The organism is Labilibaculum sp. K2S, assembly GCF_030372765.1.
Taxonomy (GTDB): domain Bacteria; phylum Bacteroidota; class Bacteroidia; order Bacteroidales; family Marinifilaceae; genus Labilibaculum.
In genome coordinates, this window is record NZ_JAUCMW010000013.1 from 74,567 (window position 1) to 91,554 (window position 16,988).

The 16,988-nt window shown below is 36.5% G+C and carries 13 protein-coding genes; 7 read left to right on the forward strand and 6 right to left on the reverse strand.

Annotation, left to right across the window (positions count from 1 at the left end; translation table 11 throughout):
- Window positions 1-514: 514 nt before the first annotated feature.
- The 4 genes from QUH73_RS14390 to miaB form a co-directional block, all read right to left on the reverse strand.
- Window positions 515-1,108 (reverse strand): HutD/Ves family protein, encoded by a 594-nt coding sequence (locus QUH73_RS14390; RefSeq protein ID WP_289531132.1) that lies wholly within the window; start codon window positions 1,106-1,108, stop codon window positions 515-517.
- Window positions 1,109-1,572: 464 nt separating this feature from the next.
- On the reverse strand, window positions 1,573-4,818 hold the full coding sequence (locus tag QUH73_RS14395) for a S41 family peptidase (RefSeq protein ID WP_289531133.1): 3,246 nt from the start codon (window positions 4,816-4,818) through the stop codon (window positions 1,573-1,575).
- 236 nt (window positions 4,819-5,054) lie between these two features.
- Window positions 5,055-5,573: a GNAT family N-acetyltransferase gene (locus QUH73_RS14400; RefSeq protein WP_289531134.1), complete on the reverse strand. Its 519-nt coding sequence runs from the start codon at window positions 5,571-5,573 to the stop codon at window positions 5,055-5,057.
- Between the two features lie 102 nt (window positions 5,574-5,675).
- Window positions 5,676-7,007 carry a tRNA (N6-isopentenyl adenosine(37)-C2)-methylthiotransferase MiaB gene (gene miaB / locus QUH73_RS14405; protein ID WP_289531135.1) on the reverse strand — a complete coding sequence of 444 codons (1,332 nt, stop codon included), beginning with the start codon at window positions 7,005-7,007 and terminating at the stop codon, window positions 5,676-5,678.
- Between the two features lie 429 nt (window positions 7,008-7,436).
- Between miaB and QUH73_RS14410 the strand changes: the two genes are divergently transcribed.
- The 3 genes from QUH73_RS14410 to QUH73_RS14420 all read left to right on the forward strand — a co-directional run bounded on the left by QUH73_RS14410 (window position 7,437) and on the right by QUH73_RS14420 (window position 10,781).
- On the forward strand, window positions 7,437-8,270 hold the full coding sequence (locus QUH73_RS14410; RefSeq protein WP_289531136.1) for a universal stress protein: 834 nt from the start codon (window positions 7,437-7,439) through the stop codon (window positions 8,268-8,270).
- 74 nt (window positions 8,271-8,344) lie between these two features.
- Entirely contained in the window at window positions 8,345-8,857 is a 513-nt protein-coding gene (locus QUH73_RS14415; protein WP_289531137.1) for a hypothetical protein, read from the forward strand.
- 22 nt (window positions 8,858-8,879) lie between these two features.
- Window positions 8,880-10,781 (forward strand): amidophosphoribosyltransferase, encoded by a 1,902-nt coding sequence (locus tag QUH73_RS14420; protein ID WP_289531138.1) that lies wholly within the window; start codon window positions 8,880-8,882, stop codon window positions 10,779-10,781.
- Between the two features lie 103 nt (window positions 10,782-10,884).
- Here the strand turns inward: QUH73_RS14420 and QUH73_RS14425 are convergent, their stop codons facing one another.
- Window positions 10,885-11,862 carry a GNAT family N-acetyltransferase gene (locus QUH73_RS14425; protein ID WP_289531139.1) on the reverse strand — a complete coding sequence of 326 codons (978 nt, stop codon included), beginning with the start codon at window positions 11,860-11,862 and terminating at the stop codon, window positions 10,885-10,887.
- Window positions 11,863-12,010: 148 nt separating this feature from the next.
- Window positions 12,011-12,847, reverse strand: coding sequence for a 1-acyl-sn-glycerol-3-phosphate acyltransferase (locus QUH73_RS14430; protein ID WP_289531140.1), 837 nt, complete (start codon window positions 12,845-12,847; stop codon window positions 12,011-12,013).
- A gap of 207 nt (window positions 12,848-13,054) precedes the next feature.
- Here QUH73_RS14430 and QUH73_RS14435 point away from each other — a divergent pair, with 207 nt between their 5' ends.
- The 4 genes from QUH73_RS14435 to QUH73_RS14450 are packed head-to-tail and all read left to right on the forward strand — an operon-like array spanning window position 13,055 to window position 16,978.
- Window positions 13,055-13,516 carry a division/cell wall cluster transcriptional repressor MraZ gene (locus tag QUH73_RS14435; protein ID WP_289531141.1) on the forward strand — a complete coding sequence of 154 codons (462 nt, stop codon included), beginning with the start codon at window positions 13,055-13,057 and terminating at the stop codon, window positions 13,514-13,516.
- Between the two features lie 56 nt (window positions 13,517-13,572).
- Window positions 13,573-14,478: a 16S rRNA (cytosine(1402)-N(4))-methyltransferase RsmH gene (rsmH, locus tag QUH73_RS14440; RefSeq protein ID WP_289531142.1), complete on the forward strand. Its 906-nt coding sequence runs from the start codon at window positions 13,573-13,575 to the stop codon at window positions 14,476-14,478.
- 2 nt (window positions 14,479-14,480) lie between these two features.
- Window positions 14,481-14,861, forward strand: a complete 381-nt coding sequence (locus QUH73_RS14445; RefSeq protein ID WP_289531143.1) for an FtsL-like putative cell division protein — start codon at window positions 14,481-14,483, stop codon at window positions 14,859-14,861.
- Window positions 14,861-16,978 carry a penicillin-binding protein gene (locus tag QUH73_RS14450; RefSeq protein WP_289531144.1) on the forward strand — a complete coding sequence of 706 codons (2,118 nt, stop codon included), beginning with the start codon at window positions 14,861-14,863 and terminating at the stop codon, window positions 16,976-16,978. The genes QUH73_RS14445 and QUH73_RS14450 overlap by 1 nt, the downstream gene beginning before the upstream one ends.
- Window positions 16,979-16,988: the final 10 nt, after the last annotated feature.

A 16,988-nucleotide genomic window follows, 5' to 3' on the forward strand; every position in this document is an offset into this window, starting at 1 on the left:
AATAATTGCTTCTGGTTTGGTTTTGTAGGGTGGTGCCAGATCTTGTTGCTACAAGGTTTTATACCATTGTGCTGATATTATTACTACATCAGAAGAATAAATGAGAGTATTTGCGTAATAGATGGTATGGTCAGCTGAATGAATGATTTATTCTGCGAATAATATTGTATCGTAAGCTTAATAAATGATATTGTTTGCGAACAATCTAATATTGTCCGTTGCATAAATAATACTGTCAGATGACATCTGAGTACTGATTTTGATCATCGGAAGATGATATTTTATTAGCTGATGATGCGATTTAATAAAATGAACTTGTAATTATTTAGCAGAGTAATTTAATTCATCAGTAGTATAAGATAATTATTAAGCTGAGAACATTGTGTGCCGTGGCAAGCGAAAAAAATCGGTCTAACGCCAATTCAAATAGCCTACTAACTTATTTAATCGGTATTAACTGCAAAATAAAACCCCATCAATCATTTGATAGGGTTTCTTTGCTGTAATGCTTTGATTAAATAGAATCTTGACTGGTGATTTCCGAGAGGATCACCTCACTATCTTTACTTCCGGTTAGCTTCAGGTTTGAGCTGTCAAATTGAGTGATCACCAGCAGATTTCCTTGTTGCAGCTGATGAGTTTCTTGATTGATAGTTAGACTAATTTCTCCTGAGAAAACATATAAAATGAGATAATCTGCTTTCCTGTCAATGCTGATAGTTGTTGCTTTGTTCTTTTTAATAGAGAGTGCCAATATCTCTCCTGATGCCGTGCCACGTGTCATCAAATTAAAGTCAATGCATTTTCCAACCGATGAGGTTTTCCAATCTCCTTTAAAGCTGTCTGTATCGAATTTGCCAAGCTTTTTGCTGTAACGATTTTCATGAATGATTTCTATTGCTCCATCTAAAATCATTATTTTTCGTGATATGCCGGGCAGGGAAGTGAAATCTGATTTCTCAACTTCTACCGTAGCCGTGCTTAGTCTAAAAGCAAAATCTCTTTTCTGATAATCTGATGTTGGCGGATAAATATAAAGCTGAGTACTGGTTCCGCCCGACCAGTTAATTGTCTTGAAATCTTCAGATGTAGTAATTTCGAAATTCATGTTGTGGATTGTTGTGTTTGGAAATCAAAAATAGAAATAAAAAGCCGAAAATAACAACGGCCCCTATTCCGTGTAATTTTCGGCAGATTATGTCTGTTCAGGTTTTGAAAAAAGTAGGAGAACAGACCCCTATAATTCCGTTTGCCAGTAGGTTAATAAAAGCGGTCAGGAATATCTCTTGAAATTTAATTTTACATTGTTTGTTGACAAAAACCATACCAGTAAAATGAGATCGAAGCCCAGTTCATTTGAGGTGATAAAAGGAGGGATGAGCTTCGTCTCATTTACACTTAATGGTTCAGTTTATTCAGAATATGTAGTTCTTAGTTGTTAATCGTATTTAATACATTTTAAACCTGATTCCATTTGTGAACTGCTTGTTCGTTTGCGAGATGTCTTTTGCCTGCAGAACACTTCTTCCATTTGGAAGAAGTGTTTGATTGCAGGTTCATTGATTTCACAGACTATTTGTTATCAATTTCTTTTAATAAGGATTCAACAGCTTTTTTAAGTTGCTGATCATCACCTTTGGTTACCACCTCGTAGTCATTTCTAACTTTAATATCCGGTTCTATTTGCTGATTTTCGATGTATTTCCCTTTGGTATCTTTTACTCCAACCATTGGCATTCCAAAATACAAAGTCGGATCCTGAAGAGTTTCCCACCATACGGCAGTCATGGTACCGGGAACAGGCATTCCAACCAGTTTACCAAGTTTTAATGTCTGATATACGTATGGAAATGCGCAAGCATCAGAATAATTACTTTCGCTAATCAGAACAGCCGATGGCTTTTTCCATTTATTCATAGGTTCTGTTCCAAAATCCTGTCCTCGGGGCGAAAGGGTCGAGTAGACTTCACCACTAAGTAGCGTTGCTAAATCGTCGTGCAGCCAGCCTCCGCCGTTAAATCTGGTATCTACAACAATAGCTTCGTAAGTACCATATTTGCCCAACATTTCAGAGTATACTTTTCGGTAGCTTGGTGAATCCATTCCTTTTACATGAACATATCCAATTCTTCCGTTCGACAGGCGCTCGCATTCTTCCTGACGTTTTTTTACCCAACGTTCGTATAGAAGTGTGTTAATGCTCGAAACAGGTTTTACAGTTTCTTCCCATCGTTCCTTTGTGTATGGATTGTATAGGCTTAGTAATACTTTTTTGCCTGCCTTGTGGTTTAATAATGGGTAATAACTTTCGTTTTTCGAAATTACATTTCCATCAATTTTTTCAACGATAGTCCCGGCTTTAATTTTTGAATCAGCTTGATTTAGTGGCCCTTTTTCCAGTACTTCGGCAATTCGCAAACCGTCACCTTCAAAATTCCAATCGAAGAATGCACCTAATTCGGCTGTTTTGTCTGCATTCTCGTATTCTGCCCGATACCCAGAGCCTGTATGCGAAGCATTTAATTCGCCCAACAACTCACTTAGCATTTCTGCAAAATCGTAATTGTTATTGATGTACGGTAAAAAGCGTTTGTACTCACTTTTGTAAAAATCCCAGTCAATCTGATGCATTTCAGGATCATAGAATTTTCTTAGCATGGTACGCCAAACGTGCTCAAAAAGATATTCTCTTTCTTTGGCTTTGTCCAAATACATCTCGGCAGTATAACTAATGTCTTTTCGTTTGTTTGTAGCAACATCAACTTTAATAATACTCTTGCCAGACATTAAAAACAGATTTTTTGCATCCTTGTCGAACTGCATAGCGCCACCGCCGCCTTTTAGGGCAAGAACTTTTTTTGTTTCTTTTTCTTCCAGATCATTCACCCAAAGATCATATCCATCTTCGAATTTACTTAGGTAAAATAATTTTTTCCCATCAGGGGTCAGAATTGCATCAGAAAGTCTGGAAGGATTGATGGTTAAACAAATCTGACGATCTTCCATTCCTGAAAATTCAATGTTTAGATCTTTTACTTTGTCTTCCTCTTTGTCCTTCTTATCTTTTTTCTTGTCTTTATCTCCGTCCTTTTCTTCCTCTTTCTTTGCTTTTTCAGCCTCTTCTTTTAGTTCTTTTTCTTCTTTCGAAAGGTTGAAATCATCAAATGCCTTCTGGTTGAAGAATTGAATGTAAACATCCGATTGTGAGCCCCAGCTTCCATGACTGCGGTATCCACGTTTGTCGGTAAACCAGATCATTGCATTTCCTTTTAATGACCATTTGGCATCGGAATCGCTGTAGCCGCTTTCAGTAAGGTTAATCACTTTCTGATTTCCCTGAGCATCAACCATTGCTGCATCAGGCATAAAAATAGTGTGAGGATAAATATTAACCAAAAACCATTTGCCGTCAGGCGACCAGTCATAATGCTGATCTCCGTCGGAATAAGAATAGTTCCATTTTTTGCCTAGTATCGTTCTAACTTTTTTCGATTCTAAGTTGATTACCTTTAGAATAACACGATCTTCAAGAAAAGCAACTTCTTTGCCATCAGGAGAATATTTTGGTTGAAAGGTTTCTGCATCAATTTCCAAAACTGCCTCTTCTTTTAAAATGGTAGAGTTGGCAAACTGAGTTTCATCTTCCCGGGTCATTTTGGTTTGGTACAAATTCCAGTTGCCATTTCTTTCCGAAGCATATAGTATAGCTTTCCCATCAGGACTAAAGCTTACCGAGCGTTCCTGTTCCGGAGTGTTGGTAATTCGTTTCGTAGTTCCGTATTCAACAGAGGTCACAAAAACTTCTCCACGTACAATGAAAGCAACTTCTTTTCCGTTTGGAGAAACGCTCATTTCGGTAGCGCCACTGCTTAGTTTTTCAAAACTCACTTCATTTTCTTTACTATCAATAGCGATGGCTACTTCGAGTTTTACAGGAGCTTTTCCCTCTTCCTGAGTATAAATTTCACCATTCCAGGAATAACAAAGCTTGTTGCTGTCAGAAATACTTAAGAACCGAACCGGGTGTTTTTCAAATGTACTGATTTGAGTCAGTTGAGTTTTATTTTTTACAGGAGCTTTCCATACATTAAAACTGCCTGATTTTTCTGTTAAATAGTAGATCTCATCATTGGACGAATTAAATACAGGATACAAATCCTCACCTTCAAATGTTGAGAACATACTGTGTTTTTTATTTGCAACATCATACAACCAAATGTCTCTGGTAACTGCCGAGGTATGATGCTTTCTCCAATGATCTTCATATCCTTTACTGTCGCGGTACAATATATACTCCATATTTTTACTGTACTTTGCATCCAATGCCGGCGAAGTAAGTATTTGTGAAACTTTGCCGCCATTTACAGATACACTGTACAATTCAGGAAGTACGCCTGACGGAAACATCGCATTTTTGAAATCATCACTAATTGTTGAAGAAAATAGTATGTTTTGTCCGTCTGGAGTAAAACTAGATGGTATTTCTCCTTTTGAATTAAACGTAATTCTGTTTGGAACTCCTCCTTCAACAGGTATTGTGAAGATGTCAAAATTCCCATATCGGTCAGAAGCAAATGCGATAGTTTTGCTGTCGGGAGACCAAACAGGTTGGTAGTCGTAGGACTGGTTGCTGGTTAGTGCTGTGGCATTACCACCTTCCGAAGAAATAGTGAATAAATCGCCGCCATATTCAAAAACGACAGTTTGACCATCCGGAGAGATTGACGGATACCTCAACCATTGAGGATTATCCATACCAAGAAGACTTTGTGCCAGAGCAATTAAAAACGTGGTGATGAAAAACAACTTTTTAATCATGTTTTGTCGAATTGTGTTAAAAATTAGGACATAGGTTTTCCATGAACAATAATATTAATTCGATGGTAGTATCATAATTTGTACCAAAGCTAATAAGCTATTGATTGTGTGTGTAGTTGTGTTGAAAGTCTTGTGTTGCAGATAATTATTATTGTTCGGATGTGAACAAAATACTGTTCGTTTTCGGACTGTATCTTTGCAATTGCGGCAAATAATTACAATCAAAATTCTGAGATTTACAGGTCGTTAAACTCCTTTGGGTATTCAACACATCCGGAAACGGTTTTTAGAGCATCTTTTTCCAATTCAAGTGCCATAAAAACTTCGTTTGACACTTCAAAAGGACATATGATATTGAATTTAGAAGCTGGAGTAAAGCCAAATTTAGGGTAATATTTATCGTGCCCTAATACAATTACAGATTGGTGCCCCATTTTTTTTGCTTTTGCCAATCCATTCTCTATCAATTGAGAACCAATTCCTAGCCCTTGTAACTCAGGGATTACCGACATGGGTGCTAAGGCTAAAGAATCAAATGTGTTATTTTCAGATTTGATTTCAATAGGAAAGAATAGAATATGACCAATTATTTCATTTCCCATACAAGCAACTAACGAAAGATCTTTGATAAACTTTTTGTTTTTTCGAAGCTTTCCAACTAATAATCCTTCAGATTCCTGACCAAAAGCCATGTCGTTAATCATGGATATAGTTTTGTAATCATTTTTGTTTTCCGGTCGAATCTGAATTTTCATAGGAGTAAGGTTTTGATGTCAGTTAGTGGGTAAAAATACCAAAAAAAAATCCAACACAACTGAATCATGCAGCCTTGCCGGATTTTAATGTGTTTTTTCAAATTAAACTGCTTCTCCCACAAGAGTTGCTTTGGTGCATTCGTTAACAATTACATTTGCGAAATCACCAACTTGGTAGTTCTTTTTGGGAAATACAACCACTTTATTTTGTGAAGTTCTTCCATATACATCCTGTTCAGATCTTTTTGAAATTCCTTCAATCAAAACTTCGAAAATTTTTCCAATGTCACCCTGATTGTTTTCTAAAGATATTTGGTTTTGCAGAACAATCATCTCTTCTAGTCTTCTTTGCTTTACCTCTTCGGGAACATTGTCTTCTAAATTCTTGTAAGCAAATGTGCCCGGACGTTCTGAATATTTGAACATGTAGGCTAAGTCAAATTTCGCCCATTTCATTAATTCAATGGTTTGATTGAAATCTTCTTCGCTTTCATTATGGAAACCACAAAAAATATCGGAGGAAATCCCGCATTCCGGTATAATTCTTCGGATGGCTTCAATTCTGTCTTTGTACCATTCCTGAGTATATTTTCTGCGCATGTCTTTCAAAACAGAATCACTTCCTGATTGCACCGGCAGGTGAATAAACTTACAGATGTTATCATGCTTGGCAATGACTTTTAATGTGTCATCACTCATGTCTTTAGGATGTGATGTTGCAAACCTGATTCTCATTTCAGGAACAGAAACAGCAACCATCCCTAAAAGTTCAGGAAAGCTAACTTCGGAAACAGAATTCCTGAAGGCAAATGAATTTACATTTTGGCCTAATAGAGTAACTTCTTTGTATCCTTTTTCGGACAAATCCTTAACTTCTTTTAATATGCTTTCCGGATTTCGGCTGCGTTCACGTCCTCTTGTGTAGGGAACAATGCAGTAGGTGCAGAAATTATTGCAGCCTCTCATGATAGAAACAAAACCAGATATGGAGGTTTCATCAATTCTCGATGGACAAATGTCTTTGTATGTTTCGGTAAGGGAAAGTTCTATGTTGATTGCTTTTTCTCCATTTTCTGCTTTTTTTACCAGAAGAGGGAGGTCCATATATGCATCAGGTCCTACAACAATATTTACATTTTTTTCCTGATCAAAAAGTTTTTCTCCGAGTCGTTCAGCCATGCAGCCAATTACCCCAACTAATAGTTTTGGGTTCTTTTTCTTTAACTCGCTAAAACCTTGAACTCTTCCCCGAACTCTGGTTTCTGCGTTTTCACGAACCGAGCAGGTATTCACTAAAATTACATCAGCTTCTTCGCGGTTTTTTGTAATGATAAAACCATCATGTTCCATTATCGAAGCTACAACTTCACTATCAGCAACATTCATTTGGCAACCGTAAGTTTCCAAAAATAATTTTTTGTTGTTATTGCTCATTTTTGTATTTCCCTTATTATAAATTTTGTGCAAAGTTATATTATCTCAACTGAATGACAAGAAAAGGAGAAGTGATTTAGAATGGGTAAAGAATACTGGATTGCGTTTCAGAATTCGGGATGTAAGCTTATGATTATTAATTGGATGGTTTTTAGTTGATTAATTTGTACTTTTAGTAAGAGATCAAAACGATTTTTATCAATATTTAAGTAATGGGGATTTAAGTTTATATTGGCTTGGTAATTGTGTTTGTTGCTAAATATTTTTGTGTATTTTTATCCCGCAAATCAGGGGTTCGGGAAGAACTTGATTTAGAGTGGGTTTGTGAAAAATTAATCTCTTTTAAAACCTGTTTGGATGGTGTGTCGTTCAAATTTAGGAATAGTTCTTGTGTTACGGTTATAAAGTGTTAATGTAAAAGTAGACATCATGAAACGTATTTTAGTTCCAGTTGATTTTTCTGGTGATTCTCTCAAGGCATTGAGGTTTGGCATTTATTTGTCAAATAAATTGGATTGTCATCTTAGGATGATTCATGTGCAGAAATCTGAGAAGTTCGAAATTCCTTTTCATTTCGAGGAATTGAAAAATGAAATCATTCATACCGTACAAGAATATTTTGAGAAATTGACTGAGCTTCATTCTGCTGACTATTGTGTCAGGAATGGAGTTTTTGATTTTAAAATAAGAACAGGAAGTGTTTATCGTGAAATTGTAAATCAAGCAAAATACGGCGATGCGTACATGATTCTTATGGGAGCTTACGGAGCTTCCGGTTTTGAAGAATTTTTTATTGGAAGCAATGCTGTTAAAGTTGTTACAAATGCCACATGTCCTGTTGTAACGGTACAAAAAGAATTTACTAAGGGGCAGTTGAAAACAATTGTAATGCCTATTGATGCAAGCACAGATACAAGAAAGAAAATTCCATTTGTGTCTGAAATTGCTTCGCGATGTAATGCGAAGGTTCATATTTTGGGAGTTCATGAAACTTCCGACACCAATGTGATTGGGAAGATTGAACATTATATGAGACAGGCTGAAGACTACTTTAAGGATGGGAATATTGATTATGTGAAGAGCATTCGTAAAGGAGATAATAATACTTTCTCTTCTCTTGATTATGCTCGTGAAGTAGACGCGGATTTAATTGCAATTATGACAGAACAAGCTGAAAGTTCGATTAATATGTTTTTTGGATCCTATGCTCAACAAATGATAAATCGTTCTGAAATTCCAATATTATCTGTTCCTAACGATTAAATTAATGAATCTGGCAGCTGGTTTAACAGATGATTCGACTTCTGTTTTTATTAGGTGTTGATAAACAAAGAAAAATGCAGTACGTTAAAATAATATTCCTATCTATCTTTATTTTGTTAGGTGTCTCATCAAATGCACAATTTGTTGAAGATGTAAAATTTGGTGATGAACAAAGGGTAGATTCGCTGGGGAGTGTTAAGCTCATTCAAGATGATCGGATTAAAGAGTTGCTCGACACGGATAAAATGATTAACTCAAAAGATCCGGGATTTTCAGGATATAGAATTCAGATTTTTTCAGGTAGAAGTATCGATCGGGAAAAAGCATTTAATATTAAGAAAGAATTTAAAGAGCTGTTTCCTGAAGAAAGAGCTTATGTAGTATATAAGGCTCCTGACTTCAGAGTTAGTGTCGGTAATTTTCGTAGTAAAATAGAATCAATTGAGCTTTATAAAGCTTGTTTAAAATTCTTTCCGAATTGTTATCCGGTTAAGACTTATATTTTATTTTCAGAATTAGTACCAAATGAGCAGGATCTTGAAGAGCTTATTCTTGATGAAGAGGATAAACAACAAAATGCAAACTAAATAACCATTTAAGAAGTTAATAATGAGTGACCAACTAAAGCACGAGTGCGGGATAGCAATGATTCGATTGCTAAAACCTCTTGAGTACTATCAGGAAAAATACGGATCGTGGAGATATGGTATTCAAAAACTCTATCTGTTGATGGAAAAACAACACAACAGAGGCCAGGAAGGTGCTGGAGCTGTTGGGTTGAAATTGGACATGCCTCCAGGGAACAAATACATTCATCGTGAGCGTTCCTGCAGTGATCAGCCAATAAAAGATGTTTTTGATGGTGTTTACAAAGAGCTGGCGGCCGCAGAGATAAAATATCCTGAGAAATTTAATGACCCTGTTTGGGCCAAAGCAAACTTACCCTTCGCCGGTGAAGTGTATTTGGGACATTTACGATATGGAACTTTTGGACGAAACAGTATTGATTTTGTTCATCCGGTAATGAGAGAAAATAACTGGAAGTCGAGAAATCTGGTGTTGGCCGGAAACTTTAATCTGACTAATGTTGATGAACTTTTTGATTTGTTGGTTGGATTGGGTCAACATCCTAAGAATTATACTGATACTGTAACAATTCTTGAGAAAGTTGGGCATTATCTAGACGAAGAAAATCAAATGTTATTCCGTCAGTATAAAAATGATGGTTTATCGAATCAGGAGATATCCCCTGAGATAGAAAGGAATATAGATATACAAAAGGTGCTTTCGGGTGCAAGCAGAGATTGGGATGGAGGATACGCAATTGCTGGTATGTTTGGCCATGGTGATTCTTTTGTGATGAGAGATCCTTGGGGTATTCGTCCGGCATTTTATTATCATGATGATGAGATTGTTGTAGTTGCTTCGGAAAGACCGGTTATTCAAACAGCATTAAATGTTAGAGCAAATTCGATTAAAGAAATTGCTCCTGGAAATGCGGTTATTGTTCGTAAGAATGGTGATGTTGCCGAGGTTCCTGTGCGTGTTGCTCAAAAAAGAAGATCTTGTTCTTTCGAAAGAATCTATTTTTCCAGGGGAAGCGATAAGGATATTTATAAGGAAAGAAAGAGATTGGGGCAATTGTTGACTCCTGCTATCTTAGAATCAGTTAATCATGATATTAAAAATACAGTCTTTTCTTTTATTCCAAATACTGCTGAAACGGCATTTTATGGCATGATGGAAGGTGTTCGGCGTCATTTGATGGAGCAGAAAAAACAACAGATTCATGATTTAAATGGTAGTTGGACTGAAGAAAAACTTCAAGAGATTATTTCTGTTGAGCCTAGAGTGGAGAAGATTGCCATTAAGGATGCGAAAATGAGAACCTTCATATCTAATGATGAAGGGCGTGACGATTTGGTAGGACATGTTTATGATGTTACTTATGGGATTGTTAAGAACCATGAGGATAATCTGGTTGTTATTGATGACTCTATTGTAAGAGGAACAACTTTAAAGCAAAGTATCCTTCGTATTTTAGATCGTCTTCATCCAAAAAAGATTGTAATTGTTTCTTCAGCTCCTCAAATTCGTTATCCGGATTGTTATGGAATAGATATGACTCGGATGGGTGAATTTATTGCTTTTAATGCTGCAATTGCAATGCTGAAAGAGCGCGGTTTGGAAGCTGTTATTGATGAAACATATAAGAAGTGTAAAGCTCAGGAAAACCTGCCTAAAGAAGAGGTGGTTAACTTTGTGAAAGAAATTTACAAGCCTTTTACTGCGGAAGAAATATCTGATAAAATTGCGGTATTGTTAACTCCGGAAGTGATGGATGCAGAGGTGAAGATTGTTTATCAGACAGTTGAAAATCTTCATGTTGCTTGTCCTGAGCATACAGGTGATTGGTACTTTACAGGAAATTATCCTACTCCAGGAGGAAATAAAGTGGTGAATACTTCTTTTATTAACTATTGTGAAGGAAATGATAGACGGGCTTACTAAAATAAGTTCGATATAGAATAAAAAACCCGTCTTGCGAAAGGCGGGTTTTTTTGTTCGGATATGTTATAAAAAAAGCATTCTTTTTAGAATGCTTTTTTTGATATTATTTCTTTTTAAAAATATTCAGTTTTGTTTTTGGAAGTCTGATGTGCAGTAAAGAAAGGTAAGACGCCGTGTGACGGTCTTTCTTGTTCTCGTAAACATCGGCAATTGTAATCATGATACCTGTTTCTTCAACGTCTCCAAAATGTGTGTTGATTGCTGTACCAAAGCATTTCATTGTAGGGGATAGTCCCATGTAAGCATTGATAAGTGGAGGAACATTTTCTCCATTCTTGCGAACATTTTGCGATAGAACTTTGTAGTTTTCCTCAAAAGTATCTTTGCAAAAATCCTTGCTTAATTGCTTTACGTCCATATTGGTTTCCAAAGGAGTTGTTGGAGTGGCTAGTTTGTCCGGATCATGGAACATCTTGTTCATGAAATAAAGGATATGATTACGCGCATCTCTGTTGTAATCAGGATACATCGTTACTTTACCAAAGAAATATTTAATTTCAGGATAGTCAACAATTAAAGCACCCAAGCCATCCCATAAATTATCAAGCGCATATAAACTTTTACGGCCTTTTCGGATCGATTGATATTCCGGTTGCACGAACGACCGCCCCAGTTCAATCATGTGAGGCATGTAGTTCTTTTTAAATTCATCCGAAAAATTAAACAATCTTGAAGTTGCAAGATAGATTTCCCCATTTTCATCTATAGGAGCCTCGCTGCACAAAATATAACGGTATCCGCCAAGAATTTCTTTTGCTTTAGGATCCCAAACAATTAATTGATGATATGGTTTTTCATCCAAATCAAAATCATCAATATCAATATCTTTACCTGTACCTCCTCCGGCTTTACGGAAAGTAATTTCACGCAAACGTCCAACTTCTTTCATCAAATTAGGAGAATCATGATGAGTGAAGCAATAGATTTCATTCGATCCCTTGTTGGTCTTGCGTACAAATCTTTCTTCAGTCAGTTCTTTCTCAAGCTCCTCTCGTGATACAGGGGGAATAATTTCTTTCATCAGTAAGTGTATTGATTCCTTTGTAAGGATAATTATTATTTTGGTTTTCTTTTAAAAATGATTTTCAAAAATACTTACATTATCGATAATAATGAATAGTACCGTGGCTAATATTTGATAAAACAAATAGAATTTTAGGGATAAGGATTTATTGATTTGCTAAATTGTATGTTTCCTTTTTCATTTTTTCAGCCCACTTGTCATACGACATACTTTTGTCAAAGGTTTGGTATGAAACAGGCTTACCTATGCAAATAGTGAATTTTTTACCTCTTTGCTTAAAAAGTTCGTTTGGCAAATATAACATTTCCAAATTAGATTTTAATCTTAGGAACTTCCTAAGATTGGCAAGGTTATAGAAGAAATTAGAATTTCTTCCGCTAATGTGAATAGGTACTATATCGCGTTTGTATTTTTTCGCCTTCGAAATAAAACTTTTTTTCCACTCTAAATCTTCAATTTTCCCTTTTTGTTTTCGGGAAACTAAACCTGCCGGAAAGGTGAGTACTGTTGCTTCCGATTGGTAGGCTTCCACTATTGTTCTTGCGGCTTCTTTGGCTTGCCCGCCATGTTTGTTTATCGGTACAAAAACATCCGATAAGTTTTTGATATTCATCAGGATGTCGTTAACCAGGAATTTGATTTTTGGAAAATGTTTGCCAAATATGCTGATTAAAATAATCCCGTCAGGACCACCTAATGGATGATTGGAAGCGAAAATGTATCTGCCGTCTTTATTGATATTTTCAAGACCTTTAATCTCAAAAGTAATTTGAAGTTCTTCTAAAACACTATCCGCAAATTCAATGCCTTGTTTTTGATAGTTCCTGGATAAGAAATTATTGAGCTCATCTTGATGGATGATTCTTTTAAGGTAGCGAATTATAAACTTAGGGAGTAGTTTTGAAATTCTTTCACTTTTGCTCGCAAAAACCTTCTCTATATCAATTTTTAAATAGCTCTCGGGAGTGTTTTCTTTTTGCATAAAAATCTTAAATAGTTTAATATGGTTAGCAAATATCGTAATTTTCTTGCTTTGTTTTTCAAAGATTTATAACAATCTCAATATAATTGAGTGATAATTAGTTGGGCTGTCTGTTAAAAGTTATTAACAAAACCATAAAAGTGGGAGTATGTGGTTGAAAGTGGGTAAATTTTTCTCTAATTTTACAATTGTAAATTATTTTTCCCAATGGTAACATTTATAGGCGATTATCCTTGTAGATTGGACTCAAAAGGTCGTGTTTTGCTGCCTTCTGCTTTTCGGAAGCTCCTGAACGGAGGTTCTGAAAATCGTTGCGTTCTAAGGAAAAACCTTTACGAAAAATGTTTAGATCTGTATTCTATTTCGGAGTGGGAGAAGCAAACCGAGATGGTACGGGCAAAGGTGAATCCTTTTAATAAGAAGCATGCAGGATTTTTGCGGGAGTTTTTTAGAGGTACTGCAGAGGTTTTAATTGATGGGAATGGACGGATTTTAATTCCTAAGAAATTCTTTGACTTTGCCGGATTTTCAAAAGATGTAACCTTAGCCGGACAAGATGGGAAAATCGAAATATGGGATACTGAAACTTACGAAAAATCGGCTCTGGGACAGGATGGATTCAGCACTTTGGCTGATGAGATTTTAGGAGGTGATTTAAATAACGAGTAATCGTTGAGTATGAGCATTTAGTGTTGTTCCTTTGTGTTTCAATTAAAAGATAAAAAATGAGTACATATCATATTCCAGTTTTACTAGGAGAGAGTATTGAAGGGCTGGATATAAAGCCAGATGGAATCTATGTGGATCTTACTTTTGGTGGCGGAGGTCATTCAAGAGAGATTTTAAAGTATCTTACTACAGGCAAATTGATTGGCTTTGATCAGGATGTGGATGCAGAAGAAAATGTGCCAAAGGACGATCGGTTTATATTTGTCCGTCACAATTTTAGGTACTTCAAGAATTTCATGAAATATTTGGGTTACCCTAAAGTGGATGGAATTTTAGCCGATTTGGGTGTTTCTTCTCACGAATTTGATGTAGCGGAACGTGGTTTTTCTTTTCGTTTCGATGGCGATCTTGATATGAGAATGAATCAGGATTCAAATTTTACTGCTGCTGATTTATTGAATGAGTATAGTGTTGAGGATTTGTTTCGAATCTTCAAGTTTTACGGAGAGGTTAAAAATCCAGGAAAGCTTGCGCGGTTAATTGATAATCAAAGAAAAGAAACGCCGTTTTCCACGATTCAGCATTTTAAGGAAGTGATTGCACCTTGTACGCCTAAGTTTAAAGAGCATAAATATTTAGCTCAGGTATTCCAGGCTATTCGGATAGAGGTGAATCAGGAGATGGATGTTTTGAAGGAAATGTTATTGCAGTCTGCGGAAATGTTAAAGCCGGATGGAAGATTGGTGGTGATCACTTATCACTCGCTGGAAGATAGATTAGTGAAGAATTTTATTCGGGATGGAAAATTTGAAGGCAATGCAGAAAAAGATTTTTTTGGGAATGTGCAAACGCCGTTAGCTGCTATTAACCGAAAGGTAATTCTTCCGGGTGAAAAAGAGATTGAGCTAAATGGAAGAGCGCGAAGTGCAAAACTTCGGATTGCTCAGCCTAAATCATTATAGGGATGTTTAAATTTCGAAAAAAATACAACGATTTCATTAAGCCTAGTGAGGAACTGAAAGAGACATCTTCAGGTTCGGTCAAGGATTTTATTGATGGAAGTATTTTGACGAAAACGGAAGTGGTACAGCAGTTGCCTTTTATCATTTTCTTAGTCGTTTTAGGGATTTTTTATATCAGTAACAGGTATCGTTCTGAAAGAGTTTATCGCGATATGGTCAGCTTGGAACAAGAGTTAAAGGAGTTAAGGTTTGAGTCGATAACAACAGCTTCCGATCTGATGTATATGAGCAAGCAATCGGAAGTTGTAAAAAGAGTGGAAAATGAAGGTCTTGAGTTGATTGAAGCAACCGAACCTCCTATTAAAATATATTTAGAGAAGTAGTGCCGATAAAAAAGGATATCATATGGCGGGTAGGGGCGATCTACACTTTGGTGATTATTTTTGCAATACTCATTGTTGGAAGAGTGGTAGCCTTGCAATTGTTCGAAGGAGATAAATGGCGAAGTAAAGCTCAGTCTCTTTCGCAGCGAGATGTGATCGTGTCGGCCAATCGGGGAGATATTTGTGCTGCTGACGGACGGCTTTTAGCAAGTTCATTGCCTTACTATCAACTGCGAATGGATTTCCGTGCTTCCGGATTGACAGATTCTCTTTTTCGTGCCGATGTTGATTCTTTGGCGCTTTGCTTATCGCGTTTTTTTCAGGATAAATCTGCAAAGGATTATAGAAATATGCTTTGGAAAGCGAAGTACCGGACCAAGTCGAACCGGTATTTTTTAATTCACCGAAAGAAAATTAATTACAACGGACTTAAAAAGATCAAGACCTTTCCTATTTTTCGTTTGGGGCAGAACAAAGGTGGATTAATCTGTGAACAGGAAAACAGACGCATACAGCCTCACTTAAATCTGGCCAACAGAACAATAGGATATTTGCTGGAGGGTGAACAAAATCAGCAAATTGGTAAGGTTGGTATTGAAGGTGCTTTTGAAAGTGATTTAAAAGGAGTTGATGGTATTAGTATCATTCAAAAAATGTCGGGCAGATGGTTGCCTGTAAATATGGTCGAGCCTAAGGATGGGAATGACTTGATCACTACCATTGATGTGAATTATCAGGATGTTGCTGAGTCGGCTTTAGAGCAACAGCTTATAAAATACAACGCACATCATGGATCTGTGGTTTTGATGGAAGTGAAAACCGGAGCTGTTAAAGCAATTGCCAATTTGGGTTTCGATGAAAAATCACAATCATATAAGGAAGATTATAACTATGCTATTGGTGAGGCAACAGAACCTGGATCAACATTTAAATTGGCATCAATAATGGCTTTGTTTGAGGATGGATACGTTGGCCCTATGGACTCTGTGGATACAGGGAATGGCGTGTTTAGCTATTACAAAGAAAAAATGCGCGATTCTCATGAAGGCGGATTTGGAAAAATAACGGTTCAGGAAGCTTTTGAAAAATCATCGAACGTGGGGATTTCGAAATTGGTAAACGATCATTACAAGAATAAGCCGAGGTCTTTTATTAATCGTCTTTACGAGTTTCGGTTGAATGAACCATTGGGGCTTGCTATTAAAGGAGAAGGGATTCCAAGTATCAAATATCCTGATGATCCATCATGGTCGGGAGTTTCTTTGCCTTGGATGTCGATAGGGTATGCGGTTCAGCAAACACCTTTGCAGACTCTTACATTTTATAATGCAGTAGCTAATAATGGTAAGATGATGAAGCCTCAATTTGTAAAGGAATTAAGGTATCATGGCGATGTGATTCAAACTTTTGATAAAGAAGTCTTGAAATCTAAAATCTGTTCCGGCGAAACACTTAAAAATGTGAAAAATATGTTGGAAGGTGTTGTTTTAAGAGGAACGGCCAGAAACCTGCGGAACGCGAATTATACCATTGCAGGAAAGACTGGAACAGCACAAATAGCAGATAAAAATAAAGGCTATAAAGTTAAAGTGTATCAAGCTTCATTTGTTGGGTATTTTCCTGCTGATGATCCGATGTATTCGTGTATTGTTGTGATTAACCGACCAAATAAAACCAAAGGGTTCTATGGAAACCAGGTTGCCGGTCCGGTTTTTAAAACAATAGCTGATAAAGTGTATGCGATGAGCTATTCGATGCATCCAATAAAACCGGATGATGCAAGTTTGGAACCAAAGGTACCGGTTTCATTGAATGGATATAAAAATGATCTGGACAAAGTGTTTGATGAATTAAATATTGAAATAGCGAATAAAGATATTCAGTCGGAATGGGTGATGACTTCCCGGAAAGACTCGATTATTGAATACAAATACAGAACAATTAAGAAATTTATGGTTCCGAATGTAAAAGGGATGGGCGTTCAGGATGCACTGTATATATTGGAAAATGCAGGACTGAAGGTTCGGGTAACGGGTTTGGGATCTGTGTCCAGACAATCCATACAACCAGGAGCTTATTTTAATAAAGGAGATCATATTACAATCGATTTATCTTAAAATGTGACAG